Here is a 23,594-nt window from a genome sequence, read left to right on the forward strand (position 1 = left end):
AAGGGAGTGTCATAAGTAGACCATGAGAATAACGAATAATATGCTCAGTTCACAATTGCTTTTAAACTTGAATCGCAATGCACAACAGATGAATAATACTCAGACTCAACTGGCGACAGGACGCAAAATTAACAAGCCTTCCGACGATCCGGTGGGAATAACATACTCCCTTCGTTATCGTGCGGAGTTATCTTCTAATGAGCAATATCAGAAAAATGTGGATAGTGCCATTTCTTGGTTAGAATTCAATGATACCGTTATGAACCAGGCAGGGAACGTTGTTCAAAGGTTGCGTGAACTGGTAGTTCAAGGTTCTACAGGTACGAATCCTCAATCTGCACTAGATAGCATCAATGAGGAAGTTAAACAGCTGAATGAACAACTTATTGATATTTCTAATAGTAAGTTGAACGGCAAGTATATATTCAACGGTGAGACTTATGATGTGAAGCCCTATGAGTTCCCTACTAATCCAGATGGTTCTTTTGATACTTCTAATGTCACTTCTATTGTAACGGATCAGGGCAAGATTAACTTTATTGTTGGAGAGAGTGTGCAATTACCGATCAACGTTAATGGTAATGAGGTCTTTGGTACTGGAACGGAAGAAGATAATCTGTTCGTAACAGTCAACAACATTATGAAAGCTCTAGCAGAAGGAGATACGAAGGAGTTATCCAACCAGCTGGATAACATAGATACTCGAATGAACAAGATGCTGGCAATTCGTTCCGAAATTGGTGCCAAAACGAACCGTGTTGATCTAATGATGGGACGTCTTGATGATCTCAATATTAATCTGACGGATTTGCAAGCTAAAGTTGAGGATGCAGACTATGCCGAACTGGCTATGAAGTCTAAAATACAGGAGAACATCTATAATGCCTCCTTGTCTGCAGGTGCCAAAATAATATCTCCATCTCTGGTAGACTTCTTGAGATAAAGAGGAGGGGCGACGCTTGAAGACTCTTCCTATCGTTCAGATTCAAACAACACCCTCCTTGTTAAGCATTGATGCTGATCCGGGACAATACTCGATTCGTCAGCCTAAAGCAGAAGTGCAGCTCAATACTAGACCTGCCAAGTTAACGGTAGAGAGTCATCCCATTACACTCCATGTAGACCAGAGCAAAGCTTTCTCGGCTTATAATGGTGGTAATATGGTTGACCTGAACGCACGGATCTATTCGGGGATACAGCAGCAGTTTTTACAAAATATTGCTAATCGAGTTCAGCAGGGAAATGACTTAGCGGCTATTCACAGACCCGGAAACACTGTTGCGAATATTGTAGGCATGGATTGGAAACCACAGCCGTTCCCTGAAACACGTACACCAGCATCAGTTGATAATGTAGATATACGTATTGATACAAGACCACCAAATATCAACTTTCAACCTGCTGTTTCTGAGTTGAATGTAATTGTCAACAAACCTGAGATTGAATATCAACGAGGTAAGCTTGATATCTATGTTAAGCAGTATGCATCAGTTCAATATACTCCACCTGCTATAGATATGGGGTTGTAAGTTATAATTAGAGCTATAGAGGGTCTCTGATACAGCCCGCTATGGCTCTTTTTGCATAAAATCACCGCCAAGGAGGCGTTTGTTATTCTTATTCAGACAAGCATGTTGGGAGAATTACAGATTGAAGAACAGGATGTATACCACTTTTCGAAGGGGTTACCAGGGTTTGAAGAAGAAACGTCCTTCGCCTTGATTCCGTGGGAGAATACACCATTTAGTTACTTGCAATCTACACGAGATAAAGACCTATCTTTTATGTTAGTAAGTCCATTCACGTTTGTGTCAGATTATAGTTTTGAACTAAATGAGGTCGATAAGGAAGAGTTAGAAATCAAGGAGCAAGTTTCAGTATACTCTATGGTGACGATCCATTCAGACACGACTAAATCTACTATGAATTTATTGGCTCCAGTTGTGCTCAACCCGGAACAACGTTTGGGCAAACAAGTGGTACTCCATCATACCAGTTACGAGACACGTCATCTTATTTGGGCGGAAGACGAAGCAAACTCAGTGAAGGGTGGAGTCTAACATGCTGGTATTATCACGGAAAAAAGGCGAGTCCATTGTCATTCAAGATCATATTGAGGTTACCGTACTGGCTGTCGAAGGGGATACTGTACGGATTGGGATCACTGCACCTAAACATATTGATATCTTTCGTCAGGAGATCTACGCATCCATTCAGGAGGCCAATCGTGAGTCAGCGACACCTCTTGCAGCCAATATAGAAGCTTTTATGGAACGACTTCGAAAAGCAGATCATAAAAAAGATTAAAAAAATTCCAATTTGCTATAAACAGTTGTTCACCTTCCGTCGATATATAATTTAGACGCTGCTTCGGCAGGGCGGCCGACCTTAATGTCGCGGCGTTTACCACAAGGATGTGGAACTAATTTATTTTCAGGGAGGAAACACTCAATGATTATCAACCACAATATCGCGGCGTTGAACACACACCGTCAACTGTCTGCAAACACTGCTAACACTAACAAAAACATCGAAAAATTGTCTTCCGGTCTTCGCATCAACCGTGCTGGTGACGATGCTGCTGGTTTGGCTATTTCCGAAAAAATGCGCGGTCAAATCCGCGGTTTGGATCAAGCTTCCCGTAATGCTCAAGATGGTATCTCTTTGATCCAAACAGCTGAGGGTGCTTTGAACGAAACTCACTCCATCCTGCAACGTCAACGCGAGATTGCTAACCAATCCGCTAACGGAACAAACACTGATTCTGACCGTCAAGCATTGCAAGACGAAATGAACCAATTGACTTCCGAAATCAACCGTATCGGTAACACGACTGAGTTCAATACTCAAAAGTTGTTACAAGGTGATGGCAAAACTAACCTTGTTGCATCTGGGATAGTTAATGGTGCGAAATTAACTAATGGAGATGACAAGATTACTGCTGAAGCAACACAGACTACAACATTAGAGTTAGCTGATCCAGCTACTGATGCTGTTGCTGCTGGAGATAAAATTGAGTTTACATTGAGTGGTCAAACACTTACTTTGAATTTCACCGCAAAAGATTCAAATGGAGTAGGTAATGATGGTCTAGCTTATAACGTTACAGATACAAGTGCTTCAGTTGCAGTTAATGAAGTTGTTGGTGATATTAACACTTCTGCAGCTGGTGCAAGAGAAGCTCTGCAAAAAATGATTGATTCTAATGATGTTTTAAAAGGAAATTATATTGTAAGTGGTGCTAATGGCGATATTACAGTTACTGCTGTTAAAGGTGGCGCATTTGAAGGTGCAGCTGGAAGCATTGATGCTTCTGCAGTAACTGGCACGAGCCTGGGCCAAGGCACCACAGGTGTTGCTGACACAGGTACTACTACCGCTGCTGAGAAGGCAACCGCTGACATTGATTTTGCTTCCGTTACTACTGATGCATCGCTCAAAGGGCTTGTTGGAAAAGGATTCACTATTGGCAACCAACAAGTAGAGTTCTACAATGCAAGTGAAGGTTCTTATACAGGTAAAGGTATTGGTGTTGCAATTGATACTGCTTTGGCAGCAACGGCAGACAAAGATCAGGCTTTGGCAAAAGCTATTGCTGATACAGTAGCTTCTAAAATTGAAGGAGTGACAGTTACTGCGGCTGCTGGAGCGAGTGCGATCACAGTAACTGCAGTTAAAGGTGGAAAAGACGGCAACAATATAGAATTCAAAGACGGCGGAGTTCAAAAGAACTTTGAAACTTCTTTCCAAATTGGTGCTAACACTGGTCAATCCATGAGCCTGTCCATTGGTGACATGCGTTCTTCAGCTCTGGGGATCACTGGTAAAGCTGGCGATGCTGGTTTCACTAAAGAAAACACAGTAACTGACGGAACAAACGATGTTAAAGGCGAAGCTGCTTTGAACATCTCTACTAAAGAAGGTGCAGCTGCTGCAATCGCAGTATTGGATAAAGCAACTGCAACTGTATCCAGCGAACGTTCTAAACTGGGTGCTGTTCAAAACCGTTTGGAGCACACAATCAACAACTTGGGAACAGCTTCTGAGAACTTGACTGCTGCTGAATCCCGTATCCGTGACGTTGATATGGCGAAAGAAATGATGCAACAAACGAAAAACAACATCTTGGCTCAAGCAGCTCAAGCAATGTTGGCGCAAGCAAATCAACAGCCGCAAGGCGTTCTGCAATTGCTTCGTTAATTTTAACTTGTTTTACATTAAACCTTGGATCTTTGATCCAAGGTTTTTTTATTGGAATTTACATATTTCCTAAAGCTGGAGAGTGTATACGCCGATATATACTATAAATGCGAAAAGGTTGGAGGTTGTTCAAGGGTGAATATTCAATTTTCCTTATCTGCTGCCTCATCTGTAACAAAAACTACACCTGAGGTGCAGCACCTGGGTGACGCTTCTCAAGCAGTAACCGACACAGCAAACATCAGGACAGCGAAGGAAGCCTATACGAAAGAAAGACAAGGTGTACACTTATCTGTAGGGGAAGAACTGCTAATCCGCAATATTGATCGAGCAGTGAAAGCCTTGCAAGGTCCGGAAACGACATTAGATATCAGTATTCATGAGAAGACACATGATATTATGGTCAAAGTGTTAAATAAGGAAACAGGGGAATTGCTGCGTGAGATCCCACCAGAGAAAACATTGGATTTGGTAGCCAAAATGATGGAGATCGCAGGCATTCTAATTGATGAAAAAATATAAATAACGGGGGTGGCATAATGGTTACACGTATTAATGGTTTTTCTGGTATGGATATTGAGAGTATGGTCAAAAGTATGATGGCGACCAAACGTGTACCTTTGGATAAGCTAAATCAGGAGAAGCAACTGTTACAATGGCAACGGGAAAGCTACCGGGAATTGAGCAGTAAATTGTATGATTTTAGATCTAATAAATTGATTACGAAATATGGTAGTTCTACGGCGTTGAACGCTAATAAAGCAATCGTTTCCGGAAACACTGATGCAGTTAAAGCGGAAGCTACTGCAACAGCTAATGGTGTTGAAATGAAGGTAAGTGTTACTCAACTTGCTAAAAGTGCAACGAAAACAACACCAGGTTTAGGTCAAGGTGTAAGTAGTTCTACATCGTTGGCTGCACTGGAAGGTGTAGACTTATCTAAGATGAGTTCAGCCGAAACGGCAGAATATCTTCAAAAGGGTTTTGATATCAAGATTAATGGCGTGAGTTTCACTGATAAAGATGGGAAATCTCTATTTAATGGAATGACGTCGATCTCTACAATGGTTTCGACCATTAACTCCAACTCGCAAGCTAACGTAATCGCAAGTTATGATGAAATCACGGGCAAGCTATCTTTTGCTTCTAGGACAGGTGGAGCGGGGAGCGAGGTTTTAATTGAAATCCCACCAGACTCTCCTAGCCCTACGGATCCTACGAAGACGATTAAACGAAACTCCTTACTTGCTCTATTCACTCCTAAAACAGTAATTGAAACGAATGCTCTAGGTTCAGGGGTTACGAACAATACAACACTTGCTGAACTTCACAAGTTGAATGGTGGCAAAGATCCGGAACCGGGTGCGCCTGCCAAAACGTACAGTTTCGTTCTTAACGGTAAAACCTTCACATTCAATGAGACTGATAAAATATCCGATGTTGTTAGTAAAATTAATACCGATGTTGAAGGTGCTGATCCATCAGGGCCTGATGGAAAACCTGATGCGAGGGCAATTGCGGACTTTGCAGGTGGGAAACTGACTATCAAAGCTCTACCGGGTGAAGAACTGAAAATAAGCGGTGGTTCCTATGAGTTTATGAGTTTATTTAAAGGGATGCAGTCTTACACTGGTGGTGTTGATACACTTGAAAAAACTGCTGGTCAGGATGCAAAGGTTAATATTAATGGTAAAGATCTAGACAATATCAAAAGTAATACATTCACGATTAATGGAGTTCAGTTGACTATTAATGATGTAACTACAAAAAATGGTGTAGACAACCCTACCATTATCAAGAACCAAAGTGATCCTGATAAAGCGCTGGAGACTATTAAAAGCTTTATTGAAGATTACAATAGTCTAATTAAAGCTCTGAATTCGAAGGTTGATGAGACGAAATACCGTGACTTTAAACCGTTGACAGATGACCAGAAGAAAGAATTGAAAGAAACGGAGATCAATACATGGACTGAAAAGGCCAAAAGCGGTCTGCTGAAAAATGATGACATTATCAAAAACGTATTGTCTGAAATGCGTCAAGCGATCACAGAAAAACTCGGCCCTCTAAGTACTCTTGGGATTACAACGGGTAACTATTCGGAGAATGGTAAGTTAGTCATTGAGAATGAGACAAAATTAAAGAATATGATCAGTACTAATCCTCAGCTTGCACTAGATCTATTCCAAGGGCCAGCAAGTGCTCCGAACGAGGGATTATTTGATAAGTTGGCTGATAAAGTAGGAAATGCAATAGAAAAAATCTATCAGCGTGCAGGTACGAATAGATATACAACGGATGTAACCAGTGCATTCCGAGATGAGAACATTATGGGACGCAAGATGAAAGATTATAACAATCGTATTCTAATGATGCAAACGAACTTACAACGTACAGAGGATAGATATTACAAGCAATTTGCTGCAATGGAAGCGGCAATGAACAAGATGCAAACACAGTCGTCTAGCCTCTTTTCCAGTTTAGGACAATCTTAATATAAAGGGTGAGACTTTTGATTACATCTCCTTATGATAAATACCGTCAATCTTCAGTTCAGACTTCGAATCCGGCGCAATTGGTCATTATGTTGTATGATGGGGCAATTCGTTTTGTGAAGACAGCTATTGATGGATTGACGCACAAGGATAATGAGAAGACAAGTCTGAATTTGGGGAAAGCCCAGACAATCATTAGTGAATTAATGAGCACCTTGGATCGCTCATATGATGTTTCCAAGAATTTGTATTCATTATATGAATATACGAATTATTTGCTTGTAGAAGCAAATATCCGCAAAGATGTTGCCAAGGCCGAAGAGGCCGTAGGATATTTAACGGATCTTCGTGAAACATGGCTACAAGCTTCCAAGATTGCTGCAGGACAGGAAGTATCTCCTGTTTCTACTGAAAGTGCTCATGGATAGATTAACGTATATCGCTCAGCTAGAACAACTGACGAGCACAATCATGGATGTATTATATGAAGCGAATTATGAACAACTTGAAGCATTCGTTGATGAACGTCAGGTAATCGTTAATGGGCTTCTGGAGCAATTCTCTTTAGAGCCTGCAAGTGTGACAGAGAAGATAGAAATCGAACAGCTTTTAGGCAATGATCAAGAAATTGTGGCACGTATGAATGTTCTGCGACTGGAAGCGCAGGACTGGCTGCATAAGCGTGGGCAGGCTAAGACTCAGCGCAATGCATATGAGTCTGGTTATACGCCTGATAGTTTTTTGATGGACAAGAAGAAATAATAAGCTTACAAAGACCTTCATACATCACTTGATTAAGATGAGTATTTGCTTATTCAAGTGAGATGCGTGGAGGTTTTTTTTTTTTTGATGTAATAATTTGTTTTAAAAGGAGGAAATATGTAAAATGATGTGGAATTACTTATATGTATTAAAAATACATAAAAGGAGAATTGATATGAAAAAAGTAATTTTAGCAGCATCTAAGTGTTTACTTGGTTTTACACTAGTAAGTGGACTGTTAAGTGGAACAACGTGGGCGGAATCTGTAGGAGCAAACGAAGAGAATCTGAATGCAGTTCAAATTGAGCTACCTAACGATCTATCTCAATTAGAGATTCCTGATGTAGCGAGTTCTTCAACGAAAGGATTTGCCAGAGGGAAAAAGATAGATGTTAATCGTCCCGAAGTTTCTATCTTGTCGAATTTTAATGTGACAGGAGACCGCATTAGTTTTAGTGACAGCTTAACAGCAACTGATCCAGCAGATTTTTGGTTCTTTAATGTTCCAACTGATCGTACAATTTTGACTCAATTACGTTCCAATAATGCTAATTACAGAGTTGACTTATACTCCATTGATTGGAATACTGGTACAGCTACTCCAACACCATTCTGGGGCAAGGCTGGAGAAGTGAAATTTGCAACAGATTTAGCTGCAGGGGATTGGGGACTCCGAGTTACGTCTACGGGGACTGTAGGTGATGCGTACAGTATTCATGCCAATATGGCTAATCCTTCTGTCATCTCTGATCCGAGTAACCCGAACAAAGTTGCAAAACTTACTTCCTATTCTGAGAACTTAATCTCGGCAGTAATGGAGTATCCGAATGGCGATATCTTTGTTAACGGAGATAAAATCGGAAATACATCTGCTGTGAGCAATATTAATTCACATCTTACTTGGGCAAGAGAGTACACCTTTACAGATAGTGGTGCTCATTCATCCATTAATCATGATATTGATGATGTCAGAATCAAAGGTGTTACAATTCCATTTAAGTATACTTCTCAGTATGTACAATCTGATAATGCTGTTTTTATAACTTTAGACAAGGGAACGTTATTTACTTCATTCCGTTCTAACTTTGTCTCCGGGGTTCCTACTGCAAGCTGGAGCACTTTTGATGATGTACAAGGTAGAACAACACCTCGCAGACTAGATGAAATTGATATGTTTGGTGATCCAGACTTATTGGTTTATGATTTGGATAAGAAAAAAGTTATTGATTTTGCGAGCAGTCTAAACTATTGGTATGCAAAAGGAATTGAGCCTTTCCCTTCGGTTGTATATTATAGATAAGTTAATTCTTATGTAATCACATGGCCAAAAGTCGGTCCAAAGAATGATTGATTTAATACAAAGAGCTCATCGTAAACACTTTACGATGAGCTCTTTTCTCTAGCTGATGTTAGAGGTCAGATTATTCCATGCTCATATCGACAAGCAATTCCCCAGAAACCACTCGATCCAAATGCCACCACCACTCCTCCAGAGGCTTACTTGTATCATTGAAAGAGTATACTGGTTTCATATAGTTATAAAGATCTTCACTACGATTAAGTAACATTTGATCATATTTATGAAGTAATTGCTGATCAGTTTGCTCCAGTTCATCTCTATTTCTATGAAGATCACTACGAATGCCAAAAGTATCCAGGTATTCGAAAGGGCTCACTTCAAGCTCATCTTCCATATCAATTCCATAGAGTTGAATCAATTTTTTGTAATTCATTATTCCACATCCTTAATTTTACCTATAAATTTGGCATTGATTTCTTCCTCAAGATATTTAGTGTAACCCCGATCCGGAGGAAAGGCAGTTTCCATTTTACCATCTTCGCCTACCATAACAATCCATGTTTTATCACCAAAGATATAATACTTTTGTGGGAAATCGGGTTGTGAGTACTCATACAGATCATTCTCTTTATTGTTGATATTTTCAGTGATCTTGGAGTTATAGTCTTCAGTAGTCCAATCTTCGGGTATGTGTTCCTTTTTAATTCTTTTAGTTAAGTGTCTTTCAAGAAGTTCTTCTGATTTCCACGCAGGTCCGTGTTCCTCTATTTGACTAGTTATATTACTTACGTTCGCAGTTGTTTTTGGATCGATTTTGTTATATGGTTGTTCAGTTTTGTTTGATTCACCCGATGAACCACCGGATGAATCATCATGTTTGTTATGCTTTGGCATGCCTAACTTTCTTCCAACAAGAAACATCGCTGCTTGAGTAGTTAACCCGCCCGAATAATACTTCCAGCCCTGCTCGTCTAACTTCTCTTTCTGCTGATTATATGATTGTTCGGCTATTTCTCGCGCATCTCCGAAATTAAAGGTGAAGTTCCACCCGAACTTTATAACATTGCCAATATCAACAGCTGTTCCGATAGTATTGCTGTATAACATATTTGCGGCTGTTTCGAAAGGATGCTTGATAACATTCTCTCCAAATGCTGTCCATTCCTCTACTTTTGAACTGAATTGGTCTGAAGCACCTTGGGTAAAACTATCCTTAGTTGAATTCGGATCATAACCCAATCGATCCATTAAATTAGAGGCATTGGTTATGTGTTGTAATTGATACATTTGCTCAAGAGTTAAATTTCCGTATAATTCAACATTACCTGAATCAGTATTCTGGAATCTGTCCACAACGGTTTCTAGTGTCGTAGAGACATGCCCGATCGAATCTAGGATAGAATACATTACTTTCTCAGCACGAGCGTAATCAGATAATAATCTTTCCGAAGTAACCCCTTGAAAATCAGATTGGATCTGAATTAAAATGTTTCGGTGAGTTATTAATATATGTTCTAATTCATCTTTTCGTATTTTAAAATGGTGAATGGTCTCCTTCATTTGATCTATTGGAATTTTTATTCTGGTCATAACAAGTACTATTCTATTAAGACTAAAGATTTAATTTTTCTAATTTATAGACATGGAAAAATAAAATTTTGTATACCTTCCAGAGGGTAGAGTTATGTTTGAAAAAAGTGAGTTCGGGACATTATTACAGCATTCATCACAATCTCTGATTAATCTACAAAAAATACCAAGAAAACATTTTCTTTACCAATTGACAATGGATAACTTTGGATGGTATCATCTGAATTGTGGGCAGAGGTTAAGGCCGAAAGCTTCACTTCATTTGATGACGAAGGGAATGTTAGTGCATGCAAGGTAAAGTAAAATGGTTCAACGCAGAAAAAGGTTACGGTTTCATTGAAACTGAAGACGGCGGCGACGTATTCGTACATTTCTCCGCAATCCAATCCGAAGGCTTCAAAACTTTGGAAGAAGGTCAATCTGTTGAATTCGACATCGTCGAAGGCGCACGTGGACCGCAAGCAGCTAACGTAATCAAATTATAATCATCCGGTTAATCCGACCTACATATACGGTTAGATGGTTACCAATTGAATTATCGCTAGCATAAGGCTCTGGATGTCCAGAGTCTTTTTTTTGTTTTACTAGAATTGCGAACGATTACGGACTAGATTCGTTGACATTACTAAAATTTATTTGAAAACATGAAAGATTGGAAGCGGATTAATTTCTCTAGTTTCTCTATTTCTTTACCTATCAGCAGTTCCTAGAAAATAAGAATTCATAAATTCGGTGGTACTTCTATTAGGAGATTTTCTCTCGTCCTAGTGGTCAGCATATCTATTAGCTTATCTTTTTAAAACGTGGGGTTATTTTAGTAGATTCATGATGCCGAATTAACTTCATTTTACATATACGATTAAAGCGGCGCTAAATCGGTTAATAACATCATCAAGCGCCTAATAAGACTTTCCATGTAAATAAGCGATTATGGCTAAAAATGATGAAATATCGCGAAATATGGCGTTAAACCCATGTTGGTAGATGTGGCTGGAGTAGATGTCATTATTCGGTCACCGGGAGTTTTTACATGGCGCTTACATTCGTGTTATAATGAAGTGGCAAAGTAAAAGGAGGAGTGCCCTATGAATTTAAGTATTCGAGGTCAACAAATCGAGGTTACCGATGCTTTGAAAGATTATGTCGACAAAAAGTTGAGTAGACTCGAGAAGTATTTCGATGCACCCCTTAACTCTGACGGTGCTGTTACACTGAGCACGACTAGAGGCCTGCATACGGTAGAGGTGACGATCCCACTCAAAGGCATTGTACTCCGTGCAGAAGATGAGAGCGATGATATGTATGCTTCCATTGACGCAGTGGTGGACAAGCTGGAACGTCAGATCCGCAAACATAAAACAAAAGTCAATCGTAAGTACCGTCAAGAAGGCAGCCTGAAAACTCTCTTTGTCGAAGACCCATCAGGTACAGTGGCTACCGCTGAACTGGATGCAGAACCCGACGATGATGATTATGAAGTGGTAAGAACCAAACGGTTTATGTTAAAACCGATGGACGTGGAAGAGGCAATCCTCCAAATGAACATGGTTGGCCACAATTTCTTCGTTTTCTCTAACATCGATAATGAAGAGGTCAGCGTTGTATATAAACGGAACGATGGCAAATACGGTTTGATTGAGCAAGGCTAATCTTACCTTCCATATGAAGTTTTACGAATGAGTGAATAATGAATGATTCGAATAACATGTGAATGAAGAAATATCCGATAAATGAATATAACGAGGAACAGACTGGAACAACGTAGTTCCGGTGCTGGACTGAAAAAGAGCCTCCATCCTTACGGGATGGGGCTCTTTTGTGTCTAAAGAGATCATAGAGATCGCGTAAGCGCACTGCTTAGGCTTAGGGAAGAAAAAGGTTCGTGAAACTATTTGTCATGTTGTTGCGTTTAATAGATTATACGTGATTTAGTGCAATCCATCTTTAGGTGTCTCAATTAAGGCTGGGAATAGAACCAAAAGATTCATTGATTAAAAAAGTTCAATTTGTGGATTCACGAATGTTTTGATTTATTGAACACAGTGATGGAACATCAGACGGTGAACTTATGGAAGCCGATACTACTGTTCAGATCCAACGTGTTTAATCGACGATGCTTCAAAGTGGAATGAATATCTAAGATTTCCAGTAAAAAATGGGATTATGGCGGTTATTCGCAAAAAATAGAATAGGTGAAGAGTCCGCTTCCGCTAACGGCTATGATTTTTGGCACTTTTTGTCCACGGTTATGTGGCTAGAACTTCAAAGAAGTGTGCTGTGGCGTGTTGCGGCGTCCCTTACAAACTGTTACAATTTATACAAAGAGAATCATTGTCCTGATGAAGAATTGTCAACGAATGATCGCTAATCATAATCAATGACAGGCACAGCACCATGAACATGATTCGCAAGGCTCGGAATCCAGCTTATCTCATAATCTGGTTCCTGGTTGAACACCGAATCACTTCATGAGAACGCTTGGCAAGCCTGGAGTTGATTCAACTAATATTATTTTCACTCTTATAATTTGAAAACAAATTATATCGTTTGTCACCCCCGGGCAAGTGGATGCAATATCCATCCGATGGTGTCGCACGGCGGCAGCAGGGGGTCTATTCTGTTTTGCACGAAAGGGGTATACCATGCTAGGACTTGTCAAAAAGATCTTCGGCGACATGAACGAACGTGATGTTAAACGTCTGATGAAGACGGTCGATGTGATCAATAAACTGGAACCACAATTTCAGGCATTGTCTGATGAACAACTGAAATCCAAAACGGAGGAATTCCGTGCCCGCATTGAGAAGGGTGAAACAACGGATCAGCTTCTCCCAGAAGCATTTGCAACCGTGCGTGAAGCATCCCGTCGAGTTCTCGGTAAACGTCACTATGACGTACAGATGCTGGGTGGTATTGCTCTGCATGAAGGCCGGATTTCCGAGATGAAAACGGGTGAAGGTAAAACATTGGTAGGAACACTGCCTGTATACCTGAACGCGCTCATGTCCAAAGGGGTTCACGTGGTTACAGTCAATGACTACTTGGCACAGCGGGATAGCGAAGAGATGGGACAGATCTATGAGTATATGGGCATGACTGTAGGTATTAACCTGAGTGGTATGGATCATGCGTTGAAGCAGCATGCGTATGCATGTGATATTACGTACGGAACGAATAACGAATTTGGCTTTGACTATTTGCGTGACAACATGGTGCTCTACAAAGAACAAATGGTACAGCGTCCATTGTTCTTCTGTATCATCGATGAAGTGGACTCCATTTTGGTCGATGAGGCGCGTACGCCACTGATCATCTCCGGACAAGCACAGAAGTCTACAGACTTGTATTATGCAGCAGATCGCTTTGTGAAACGTCTCGTTCCTGAAGAAGACTTCACAGTAGATATTAAAGTGAAATCCGTAGCCTTGACTGAGGCGGGTGTGGCAAAAGCAGAAAAAGCCTTTGGCATTGAGAACTTGTATGACCACGCCAACGTAACGCTCAACCATCATATCGTACAAGGTCTGAAAGCGAACGTGATCATGCGTCGTGACGTGGACTATGTCGTGAGTGACGAAGAAGTCATGATCGTCGATGAATTCACAGGACGTTTGATGTCTGGACGTCGTTACAGCGATGGATTGCACCAAGCAATCGAAGCGAAGGAAGGCATCGAAGTACAGAACGAGAGCATGACACTTGCGACGATTACATTCCAGAACTATTTCCGTATGTATCGTAAGCTTGCTGGGATGACAGGTACAGCGAAAACCGAGGAAGAAGAGTTCAAGAAAATCTACGGCCTCGAAGTATTGCAAATTCCAACAAACCGTCCTAACAAACGTGATGATATGGCGGATGTTGTTTATAAGAGCATTGATGGTAAGTTTAAAGCGGTTGTAGAAGAGATCGTAGAACGTCACAGCAAAAACCAGCCAGTGCTGGTGGGTACCGTGTCGATCGAGAACTCAGAGCGCCTCTCGGATATGCTGAAACGCCGTGGTGTACGCCACCAAGTACTGAATGCCAAGTACCATGCGGAAGAAGCAGAGATTATCTCAGGAGCTGGACAAGCCGGTGCAGTAACGATTGCAACCAATATGGCTGGTCGTGGTACGGACATTATCTTGGGTCAAGGTGTGGCTGAGGTTGGCGGTCTTCATATCATTGGTACAGAGCGTCATGAATCACGCCGGATTGATAACCAACTTCGTGGACGTGCAGGACGTCAAGGTGACCCGGGTTCAACACAGTTCTATCTGTCACTGGGTGATGAACTGATGAGACGTTTCGGTGCAGACAATGTATTGAACATGATGGAGCGCCTGGGCTTCGAAGAGGATCAACCGATCGAGAGCCGGATGATTACACGTGCAGTGGAGTCGGCACAGAAGCGGGTTGAAGGTAATAACTTTGACGTACGTAAAGTCGTTCTCCAATATGATGATGTCATGAACCAACAGCGTGAAATTATATATAAACAGCGTCGTGAGGTGCTGGAATCCGAGAATATTAAACAAATCGTTATGGATATGATCAAGCCATCCATTGAACGTATTGTAGAAGCTCACTGTAGCGACGATATTCCGGAGAACTGGGAACTGCAAGAAGTTGCGGATTATATGAACAGCAAATTGCTCGACGATGGCTCTGTTACCAAAGATGACCTGTGGGGCAAGGAAGCTGAAGAGATCATTGAGTACCTGTTCGAGAAAGTACAGGACAAGTACAACGGCCGCGAAGAGCGTATAGGTGAAGAGATGGTTCGTGAGTTCGAGAAAGTGGTTGTGCTTCGTGCAGTAGACAGCAAGTGGATGGATCACATTGATGCCATGGATCAATTGCGTCAAGGTATTCACCTTCGTGCATACGGTGGTACAGACCCACTGCGCGAATATCAATTTGAAGGCTTCGAGATGTTCCATCAGATGATTGCTTCGATTCAAGAAGAAGTAGCGACATATGTGATGAAAGCACAAATCGAGAGCAACCAAGAACGTCAAGCTGTTGTTGAGGAAAGTCAGATCTCGACCAGCGGCGAACCTGCTGAGAAGCGCCCGGTGAAAGTGTCCGACCAGATCGGACGTAACGATCCGTGTCCTTGCGGCAGCGGCAAAAAGTTCAAACATTGCCACGGTCAAGAATAGTATGTAAAAATATATAGGTTTAAAATAATTTTTTTACATGAGAAACGAAGAGGACAGAGAAAACCTGAAGAAGCAGAGCGTTCGGCTGAAAGCTTTCTGCAAGAAAGCTACATCGGAAGCATAAGCTATCACCGGATTTCCCCTTTTAGAAAAGGGATCAAAGAAATCTGGGGATAACAGCGATCGGAAGGTTGTTCTGTCATTGAAGTGACTAATGTAAATAGGATTTAGTTTGAACCTAAATCAACGAATGTCCTATGGCTCCTTGCAGTCAGGTATACTTTTGAATTGGAGCACATGATGCTCGGTTCAATCGAATATTCTGATAGCGAGGAGCTTATCTTAATGAAAAGAGGAATCCGATATGATCGATCCAAGCGTGAAGCAAGATCTGCGTGAAATAGGCAAAAAACTAACAAACCTTAGGGGGTCTCTTTGACTTAGATCTGAAGCAAGAGATGATTGAGAACTTTGAGGTGAAGATGTCCGCTCCTGATTTTTGGGATGACAATGAGAAGGCACAAGCAGTCATTGCTGAAATGAATGCGGTGAAGGGGTCTGTTGATCAATACACCAAACTGCAGCAGGATTACGATGATGCTCTAATGATGGTGGAACTCGCTGATGAAGAAGGCGATGAGGATCTAGCCGCAGAGGTTGGCAATAGCGTAACAGCCATCGTAAGCAAGCTTGATGAGTTCGAGCTTCAACTATTACTGAACCAGCCATATGACAAGATGAATGCTATCCTAGAGCTTCATCCAGGCGCAGGTGGAACAGAGTCGCAGGACTGGGGACAGATGTTGCTTCGTATGTACACCCGTTGGGCTGAGAAGCGCGGCTTCAAGGTCGAGGTTCTCGATTACCTTCCTGGAGAGGAAGCTGGGATCAAGAGTGTTACACTGTCCATTAAGGGGCACAACGCCTACGGTTATTTAAAAGCCGAGAAGGGTGTGCACCGACTGGTGCGAATCTCACCATTTGACTCATCCGGACGTAGACATACCTCGTTTGTCTCCTGTGATGTGGTTCCTGAGATTGATGATACGATTGAATTGGATATCCGAACAGAAGACCTCAAGATTGATACGTATCGTGCGAGTGGTGCGGGTGGACAGCATATCAATACCACCGACTCTGCCGTGCGGATTACTCACCTTCCAACAGGTGTGGTTGTAACGTGTCAGAACGAACGTTCACAGATCAAGAACCGTGAGCGTGCAATGACGATGCTCCGTTCGAAATTGTATGAGCGTAAAATTGAAGAGCAAAAACAACAGCTGGATGAAATCCGAGGAGATCAGTCGGATATTGCTTGGGGCAGCCAGATTCGCTCCTATGTGTTCCATCCCTATAGTATGGTAAAGGATCACCGTACGAGCGTAGAAACAGGGAACACAGGAGCAGTAATGGACGGCGACCTCGATGCATTCATCGATGGTTATTTGCGCAGCCAGATTAAAGTGGAAACCGATTAAACAAAGTTCCTGTATGGACTGGATACGTGTAGGCGTATGCTGGTGTATACAGGGGCTTTTTTTTGAACGTGCACAAGTCATTTTACATTAATTGATGAGACAAAAGGAGAACATGATCACCATGCAACAGCAACAACCATCACATCAATACCCCCATCGCAAGAAGAGGCTAGCAACCTTGATTCCTCTGAATGGGCCATGGCGGAACGTTGTGGATACAGCATCTATTATTTTGGGTTCGTTTCTTATTGCGGTAGCATTTAATTTATTTTTATTACCGAACCAGATCGCATCAGGCGGGGTATCCGGTCTTTCGATTTTGGGAGATGAGTGGCTCGGGCTTGAACCAGCATATACACAGTGGGCTATTAATATTCCACTTCTAATTGCAGGCTTCCTCTTAATCGGTAAGCAGTATGGTATCCGGTCTGTACTGGGCAGTATCGTTCTACCGCTGTTTGTTTATCTGACGAAAGACTGGTCGATACCCACGGCGAACCCATTGCTAGGCTCTCTGTATGGAGGGATCGGGGTTGGACTCGGTATTGGGATCGTCTATCGGGGTAGAGGGTCAACGGGTGGTATGAGCATACTGGCAAGGATCGTGCAAAAATATAGCGGACTGAGTTATTCTATTTGCGTTGTGATTATGGACGCTACGGTCATTATTATGGCTGCCTTTGTACTGTCATTAGAACAATCCTTATATGCACTAATTGGCTTGTACGTCACGGGGAAAGTTATTGATGCTGTTGAAATGGGACTCGGCTACTCCAAGGTGGCTTACATTATCTCTAACCAGATCGAACCGATTACTAAAGTCATTCTTGAAGATCTAGATCGTGGATTGACGAAGCTGGAGGCTAAAGGCGGGTATACCGACGATCAGCGGACTGTATTAATGGTTGTAGTTGGGCAAAATGAAGTGCCAAGACTCAAAACATTGATCCGGTCGGTGGATCCATCGGCTTTTGTCATTATTAGCAATGCACATGAAGTTCTTGGTGAAGGTTTTAAGAGAGAAGAGACGTGAGCCAACTGGCGAACGGTTCAGCGATCTATGTTGAGTGAATTATGAATTCGAATACTGATATCGCACAAACTAATATCGCATATAAAAAGGGACATCCTGCACCAGTTTGACTGGGGTGGAATGTCCCTTTCTTCAATCTTAAGCGTTTCACACATTACCTATAGAGCGTACAATCGGTGTATGAGCTATTTTTTTACATTTACACACACTATAGATTGCACACCACACCACATCACATCACATCACATCGAATCCGATATTAAGCACCATACACATGATAGATGCTTGCTGCCACTTGCTACAGAATAGGTGACAGAAGACGAGATATCGCTTCTTTGAAGCGGATTTTGATGCTCCGTTTGTTGTACTCTTCCATCGTCAGCTCACGGGATACAAGAAGATCATGCTCGAAGGTTTGCACAAGAGCAGTTGCAATCGTCTCATCATACATAAAGGCGTTCACTTCAAAGTTCAACCGGAAACTACGATAATCAATGTTCGCTGTACCAACGGACGCCACCATGCTGTCTATGATCAGTGTTTTGGCATGAATGAAGCCGTTATCGTAGACAAAAGCCTTCGCTCCGACCTTCAACAGCTCACCGATATATGAAAGTGTGGCCCAATATACGAAGGCGTGATCCGGTTTGTTCGGAATCATAATACGTACATCTATGCCAGATAGGCAGGCAAGCCTTATAGCCTCGAAGACACTCGCATCAGGGATAAAATAAGGTGTCTGAATGAGGATGGAATGTTTCGCTCCATTGATCATTTTCAGATAACTGTTCTTGATATGCTCCGTTTCAGCATCAGGGCCGCTGGAGACAATCTGCATTGCGATCGTTCCTGTTCCCTCGATATGAGGAAAGTGTGCCGGAACATAAGGTGTATCATGCTGCTTCGATGCCTCATTCCAATCGAGAAGGAACCGTGTTTGCAATGCATGAACCGCATTACCCGTAATTCTGAGATGTGTGTCACGCCAATATCCAAACTTGGAGTTCAAGCCTAGATACTCATCACCTACGTTAAAACCGCCAGTATAACCAAGGTTCCCGTCAATAATGACCATTTTTCGATGATTCCGATAGTTCATACGCAGATTAATCAAGCTGAATTTGGATGGGAAAAAGACCTCCACTAGACCGCCCGCTTCGCGCAGCTCTTTGAAAAATCGATTCGATACACGCCGCGATCCAAGCGCATCATACAGCAATCGAACCTTGATGCCTTCTTTCGCTTTGCGAATGAGCGTATCACGAATACGTTTACCCAGGCGATCCCCCCGGTAGATGTAATACTGCACATGCACATGATCCTGTGCAGCTTCGATATCATCCAGTAATCGTTGAAATTTATCCGTGCCATCGGTGATAATCTCGACCTCGTTATCCTCGGTTAACAAAGCGCCATTTTGCTTCAGGTTCATGTAGATCATATCCTGGCTGTTCTCGGTCACTTTGTTGTGAAAAGGTGTTCGATTGCTCTGCAATTGGTCAAGCTGTGCCTGAATACGTTCCTCCAGCCCAAGCTTCTTGCGATCTTTCCACTGGAAGAGGCGGTAACGAGTCAGGTTCTGCCCTGTCAAAAGATAAAGTACAAACCCGAGCACGGGAATAAAATTCAGGACGAGCAGCCAGGCCCAGGACGAACTCGCATCCTTACGCTCGAAGAATACGACCGCTGCCGCAAAAATAATATTCAAACCCAGGAGTACAATAAGTAAGATGGATTCAATATGCACTATAGACCCCCATGTCTCCAAAATGTCTTGTCAGAACTCATTACAGGAAGACCTTCATTATGAATGAGGTTCTGTATGTAATCTTCCTATATAAGAGGTTGTTCAAAAAGTCCCTTTTTGATGCCGGAAACAGGCGCTCATGAACCCCCACTACTACGTATTTTAGCAGAAGTATTCAGGTTCGTCCCCTGCTACTCTAAAGATATGTTCGGGATTGATGAAAATCCATGTAAAATTGATGGTAGAGTGTTGTATTTATATAACTAGAGTCGTATAATAATACACAAATATGCATAGAAGCGACGGAAATATCATGTGTGTGCCTTACCTTAGGGCATGAGCATGGTTGAAGTAGCGCATACAACGGGATTGGGGGAGCGAGAGTGAATAACAAATTAAGAGTGGCAATCGTCGGTTCCACCGGCTACGGCGGGGTGGAACTGATTCGTTTTTTACAGCATCATCCGCATGTTGAAATTACTTCGGTAATCTCTTCATCCAGCAGTGGGGAGTCTATTGCAGATGGATTTCCGCATTTGACGGGTGTGATTAACAGGCCACTTGATGGCGTGGATCCAGTGGAGATCGCAGGACGTGCAGACCTTGTATTCACAGCGACTCCGTCCGGTGTAAGTGCGAAGCTTGTTCCTGGCCTGCTGGAAGCAGGGCTGAAGGTCATAGATCTGTCTGGTGATTTCAGAATCAAGGATGGAGCGGTGTACGAAGAGTGGTATAAACATCCGGCTCCTTCAGACGAACTATTACAACAAGCGGTATATGGTATGTGCGAATTGTACGGTGAAGAAGTGAAAGAGAAAGCATTCATTTCGAACCCGGGCTGTTACCCAACAGCGACATTGCTCGGATTAGTCCCTGCGGTGCAAGCTGGTTGGATTGATCCTTCAAGCATCATTATTGATGCGAAGTCGGGGGTATCTGGGGCGGGACGGGGAACGAATCTGGCATACCATTATGCAGAGATGAATGAGAATTTTAAAGCCTATAAATTAAATAAACATCAACATATCCCAGAGATTGAACAAGTGTTAGGTCATGTTGCTGGATCGCCAGTAACCGTTACGTTTACGACACAGCTTGTGCCAATGACACGCGGGATTATGAGCACCATGTATGCAAGTTTAGTTGGAGAACATACAGATAGAGAACTGGTAGATCTTTACAGTCAGTTTTATGAAAATAGACCTTTTGTGCGTGTACGTGAGCCAGGAATTTGGCCATCAACGAAAGAGGTCACTGGATCGAACTACTGTGATATCGGATTCTCCGTTGATCCACGTACAGGCCGCTTGACGATTGTTTCTGTCATTGACAACCTGGTAAAAGGTGCATCCGGCCAAGCGATTCAAAATTTGAACCTGATGATGGGATGGGAGGAAAACCTCGGGCTGAACATGACACCAGTATATCCATAAGATGAAGGTGTATTAGAGAGCGGTAAGCTGCTCTTTTGACACGCATCCAGTGGGAATACGGAGTTATGTTAAGGCGGACAATCGGTCTATGGCCGAACGCGAGACGGGGGATAATATATGGGAACAAACGTAGGGCAACAGTCATTTACAATAATTGAGAACGGAACGATTGTAACTCCGAGCGGATTCACTGCCGGCGGACTGCACTGTGGATTGAAAAAAACATCACGTAACGACATCGGAGCTATTCGCTGCGAAGTGCCAGCAACTGCTGCTGCAGTATACACAACGAATGTGTTCCAAGCCGCTCCGCTGAAAGTAACACGTGAGAGCTTGAGCAATGGACGCCTTCAAGCAGTTATCGTTAATAGCGGCAATGCGAATGCATGTACAGGTCAGCAAGGTGAAGAAGATGCGTATGCAATGCGTTCGGCGGCTGCGCGCGAACTTGGTGTAGCGGAGGAAGATGTGGCTGTTGCTTCTACAGGGGTCATTGGTGAGTTGCTGAAGATGGACGCGGTTCATTCGGGCATTACGGCACTTCCGGCACAACTGGGTAGTGAAGCCAATGAAGCGGAGCAATTTTCACAAGCGATTCTAACGACGGATTTGGTGAAAAAAGAAGCCTGCGTCTCCGTTGTTGTGAACGGTAAGACGGTTACGATTGCAGGAGCAGCCAAAGGATCAGGTATGATTCATCCGAATATGGCTACCATGCTGGCATTCATGACCTCTGACGCGGTCATTGGTGCTGAAGCGTTGCAGCGCTTGCTGCGCCAAGCAACGAACCACACGTTCAATATGATTACGGTAGATGGAGACACCAGCACGAATGATATGCTCGTGGCGATGTCCAGCGGATATGCAGGGAACGAAGAGCTTACAATGGATCACCCGGATTGGGATGCGTTTGCGGCTGGCTTTACGTATGTGTGCGAAGTGCTGGCTAAGGCCATTGCACGAGACGGTGAAGGTGCAACGAAGCTGGTTGAGGTTCAAGTTACAGGTGCAGTAAGCGATGAATCTGCACAGACGATTGCGAAAACTGTTATTGGTTCAAGCTTGGTAAAATCGGCTATGTTTGGCGCGGATGCAAACTGGGGGCGGATCATTGCAGCAGTGGGACGTGCGGGACAACCGGTTAACCCGGATACGGTGGATATTCGTCTCGGAGACATCTCCGTACTTGAGCAGTCTCGTCCAGTCGCATTTGACGAAGAAGCAGCATTAGCGTACTTACAGACGGAAGCCACGGTTCGCATTATTGTTGATCTGAACCACGGCGAAGGAACAGCGATCGCGTGGGGTTGTGATCTGACATATGACTATGTACGAATTAACGCAGCATACCGCACGTAAAAGCAACAACTAACCTTTACATGGTAACGGAGAATGCAGAACCAATCTGTAGAAGCGAAGCGTTCCCCTTTGTCTCCGGATTTTCCCCTTAGGAAGGGGATCAGAAAAATCTGGAGACAACAGCGATCGAAGGATGGTCTGCAGTCGAAGTGGTCGAGTGTAACAGTTATATAGTTCATTTACAGAATTAGAAAGGAGCCATGCTCATGAACTCGACATTACAGAATGAAGAGACTGGAATCGAAGCTGGAGCCGAGAAGCAGATGTTCGTTATGAAATGCGGAGGCAGCACACTTGCGGCGTTGCCTGAATCCTTTTTTGCTGATCTACGTGATCTTCAATCTCAAGGAACTCAGCCTGTGATCGTACATGGTGGAGGTCCTGCAATCTCAGAGAACCTGGCGAAGCTGGGCATTGATACGGAATTTGTAAACGGCTTGCGTAAGACGACGGAGCCTGTACTGGATGTCGTAGAGATGGTGCTGGCAGGTAGCATCAACAAACAAATTGTACGTTTAATCCAACGTGTGGGTGGGCGTGCACTCGGATTATCAGGAGTAGACGGTGGCTTGATTCAAGCAAAACCTGTCATCAACCATGCAGAGATTGGTTGGGTTGGCGATGTGACTAGTGTTCAAGCGGAGATTATCCAAGGTGTTGTGCAGATGGGCTATATGCCTGTCATCGCGCCGGTGGGCGTGGATGCCTCGGGTCAACGCTATAACATCAATGCCGATACAGCGGCAGGTGCAGTAGCTTCTCACTTGGGTGTCAGCAGAATGATCGTAGTCACTGACGTTCCGGGGATTATGAAGAGTGTGAACGGGGAGAAAAAAGTATTACCATCCGTCTCCGTACAGGAGATTGAAGATATGATTCAAACCGGTGAAATATACGGCGGTATGATTCCTAAAGTGCGAGCGGCTATCGCTTGTATTCATGGGGACGTGCGTGAGGTTGTCATCGTAGACGGTAGCGAGCCGCAGATTTTGAGCCGTGTGTTACAAGGAGAAACGATCGGAACACGAATTATCCGGATGCAGTAAGGTG

21 protein-coding genes are annotated in these 23,594 nt (G+C 43.0%); 18 read left to right on the plus strand and 3 right to left on the minus strand.

Annotation, left to right across the window (positions count from 1 at the left end; translation table 11 throughout):
- Positions 1–22: 22 nt before the first annotated feature.
- The 10 genes from flgL to MH215_RS21485 all read left to right on the plus strand — a co-directional run bounded on the left by flgL (position 23) and on the right by MH215_RS21485 (position 8,757).
- Positions 23–943, plus strand: a complete 921-nt coding sequence (gene flgL / locus MH215_RS21440) for a flagellar hook-associated protein FlgL (protein ID WP_239293225.1) — start codon at positions 23–25, stop codon at positions 941–943.
- 16 nt (positions 944–959) lie between these two features.
- A complete protein-coding gene (locus tag MH215_RS21445) occupies positions 960–1,529 on the plus strand; it encodes a DUF6470 family protein (RefSeq protein ID WP_239293226.1) in 570 nt (189 codons plus the stop codon).
- A gap of 51 nt (positions 1,530–1,580) precedes the next feature.
- On the plus strand, positions 1,581–2,060 hold the full coding sequence (gene fliW, locus MH215_RS21450; RefSeq protein ID WP_239293227.1) for a flagellar assembly protein FliW: 480 nt from the start codon (positions 1,581–1,583) through the stop codon (positions 2,058–2,060).
- Between the two features lies 1 nt (position 2,061).
- A complete protein-coding gene (gene csrA / locus MH215_RS21455) occupies positions 2,062–2,307 on the plus strand; it encodes a carbon storage regulator CsrA (protein WP_239293228.1) in 246 nt (81 codons plus the stop codon).
- 144 nt (positions 2,308–2,451) lie between these two features.
- The gene (locus tag MH215_RS21460; protein WP_239293229.1) at positions 2,452–4,200 is read left to right on the plus strand and encodes a flagellin N-terminal helical domain-containing protein; all 1,749 of its coding nucleotides are present in this window, start codon (positions 2,452–2,454) and stop codon (positions 4,198–4,200) included.
- A gap of 135 nt (positions 4,201–4,335) precedes the next feature.
- Entirely contained in the window at positions 4,336–4,722 is a 387-nt protein-coding gene (locus tag MH215_RS21465; RefSeq protein WP_239293230.1) for a flagellar protein FlaG, read from the plus strand.
- Between the two features lie 17 nt (positions 4,723–4,739).
- Positions 4,740–6,695 carry a flagellar filament capping protein FliD gene (fliD, locus tag MH215_RS21470; RefSeq protein WP_239293231.1) on the plus strand — a complete coding sequence of 652 codons (1,956 nt, stop codon included), beginning with the start codon at positions 4,740–4,742 and terminating at the stop codon, positions 6,693–6,695.
- Positions 6,696–6,712: 17 nt separating this feature from the next.
- A complete protein-coding gene (gene fliS / locus MH215_RS21475) occupies positions 6,713–7,123 on the plus strand; it encodes a flagellar export chaperone FliS (RefSeq protein ID WP_239293232.1) in 411 nt (136 codons plus the stop codon).
- A complete protein-coding gene (locus tag MH215_RS21480; RefSeq protein WP_239293233.1) occupies positions 7,116–7,457 on the plus strand; it encodes a flagellar protein FliT in 342 nt (113 codons plus the stop codon). The genes fliS and MH215_RS21480 overlap by 8 nt, the downstream gene beginning before the upstream one ends.
- Positions 7,458–7,632: 175 nt before the next feature.
- Positions 7,633–8,757 (plus strand): hypothetical protein, encoded by a 1,125-nt coding sequence (locus tag MH215_RS21485; protein ID WP_239293234.1) that lies wholly within the window; start codon positions 7,633–7,635, stop codon positions 8,755–8,757.
- Positions 8,758–8,878: 121 nt separating this feature from the next.
- Here the strand turns inward: MH215_RS21485 and MH215_RS21490 are convergent, their stop codons facing one another.
- Positions 8,879–9,190: a hypothetical protein gene (locus MH215_RS21490; protein WP_239293235.1), complete on the minus strand. Its 312-nt coding sequence runs from the start codon at positions 9,188–9,190 to the stop codon at positions 8,879–8,881.
- A complete protein-coding gene (locus MH215_RS21495) occupies positions 9,190–10,347 on the minus strand; it encodes a hypothetical protein (RefSeq protein ID WP_239293236.1) in 1,158 nt (385 codons plus the stop codon). The genes MH215_RS21490 and MH215_RS21495 overlap by 1 nt, the downstream gene beginning before the upstream one ends.
- Before the next feature lie 287 nt (positions 10,348–10,634).
- Here MH215_RS21495 and MH215_RS21500 point away from each other — a divergent pair, with 287 nt between their 5' ends.
- The 5 genes from MH215_RS21500 (at position 10,635) to MH215_RS21520 (ending at position 18,005) form a co-directional block, all read left to right on the plus strand.
- Positions 10,635–10,832 (plus strand): cold shock domain-containing protein, encoded by a 198-nt coding sequence (locus MH215_RS21500; RefSeq protein ID WP_024631599.1) that lies wholly within the window; start codon positions 10,635–10,637, stop codon positions 10,830–10,832.
- Positions 10,833–11,432: 600 nt separating this feature from the next.
- Complete coding sequence (hpf, locus tag MH215_RS21505) at positions 11,433–11,996, plus strand: ribosome hibernation-promoting factor, HPF/YfiA family (RefSeq protein ID WP_056693699.1); 564 nt, start codon at positions 11,433–11,435, stop codon at positions 11,994–11,996.
- A 993-nt stretch (positions 11,997–12,989) separates the two neighbouring features.
- Positions 12,990–15,494 carry a preprotein translocase subunit SecA gene (gene secA, locus MH215_RS21510; protein ID WP_239293237.1) on the plus strand — a complete coding sequence of 835 codons (2,505 nt, stop codon included), beginning with the start codon at positions 12,990–12,992 and terminating at the stop codon, positions 15,492–15,494.
- Positions 15,495–15,858: 364 nt separating this feature from the next.
- Positions 15,859–16,972, plus strand: a protein-coding gene (gene prfB / locus MH215_RS21515; protein ID WP_156395365.1) for a peptide chain release factor 2 whose coding sequence is annotated in 2 segments (ribosomal slippage) — positions 15,859–15,930 and positions 15,932–16,972 — 1,113 coding nt in all. Because the reading frame shifts where the segments join, the coding sequence is not laid out codon by codon here.
- A gap of 121 nt (positions 16,973–17,093) precedes the next feature.
- On the plus strand, positions 17,094–18,005 hold the full coding sequence (locus MH215_RS21520; protein ID WP_239293238.1) for a YitT family protein: 912 nt from the start codon (positions 17,094–17,096) through the stop codon (positions 18,003–18,005).
- 298 nt (positions 18,006–18,303) lie between these two features.
- Here the strand turns inward: MH215_RS21520 and cls are convergent, their stop codons facing one another.
- Positions 18,304–19,752, minus strand: coding sequence for a cardiolipin synthase (gene cls / locus MH215_RS21525; RefSeq protein WP_239293239.1), 1,449 nt, complete (start codon positions 19,750–19,752; stop codon positions 18,304–18,306).
- Positions 19,753–20,135: 383 nt separating this feature from the next.
- Between cls and argC the strand changes: the two genes are divergently transcribed.
- The 3 genes from argC (at position 20,136) to argB (ending at position 23,590) form a co-directional block, all read left to right on the plus strand.
- Positions 20,136–21,185 carry an N-acetyl-gamma-glutamyl-phosphate reductase gene (argC, locus tag MH215_RS21530; RefSeq protein ID WP_239293240.1) on the plus strand — a complete coding sequence of 350 codons (1,050 nt, stop codon included), beginning with the start codon at positions 20,136–20,138 and terminating at the stop codon, positions 21,183–21,185.
- A gap of 117 nt (positions 21,186–21,302) precedes the next feature.
- Positions 21,303–22,544 carry a bifunctional glutamate N-acetyltransferase/amino-acid acetyltransferase ArgJ gene (argJ, locus tag MH215_RS21535; protein ID WP_239293241.1) on the plus strand — a complete coding sequence of 414 codons (1,242 nt, stop codon included), beginning with the start codon at positions 21,303–21,305 and terminating at the stop codon, positions 22,542–22,544.
- Positions 22,545–22,750: 206 nt separating this feature from the next.
- Complete coding sequence (gene argB / locus MH215_RS21540) at positions 22,751–23,590, plus strand: acetylglutamate kinase (protein ID WP_239293242.1); 840 nt, start codon at positions 22,751–22,753, stop codon at positions 23,588–23,590.
- Positions 23,591–23,594: the final 4 nt, after the last annotated feature.

The organism is Paenibacillus sp. ACRSA (assembly GCF_022346845.1).
In the GTDB taxonomy this organism is placed as follows: domain Bacteria; phylum Bacillota; class Bacilli; order Paenibacillales; family Paenibacillaceae; genus Paenibacillus.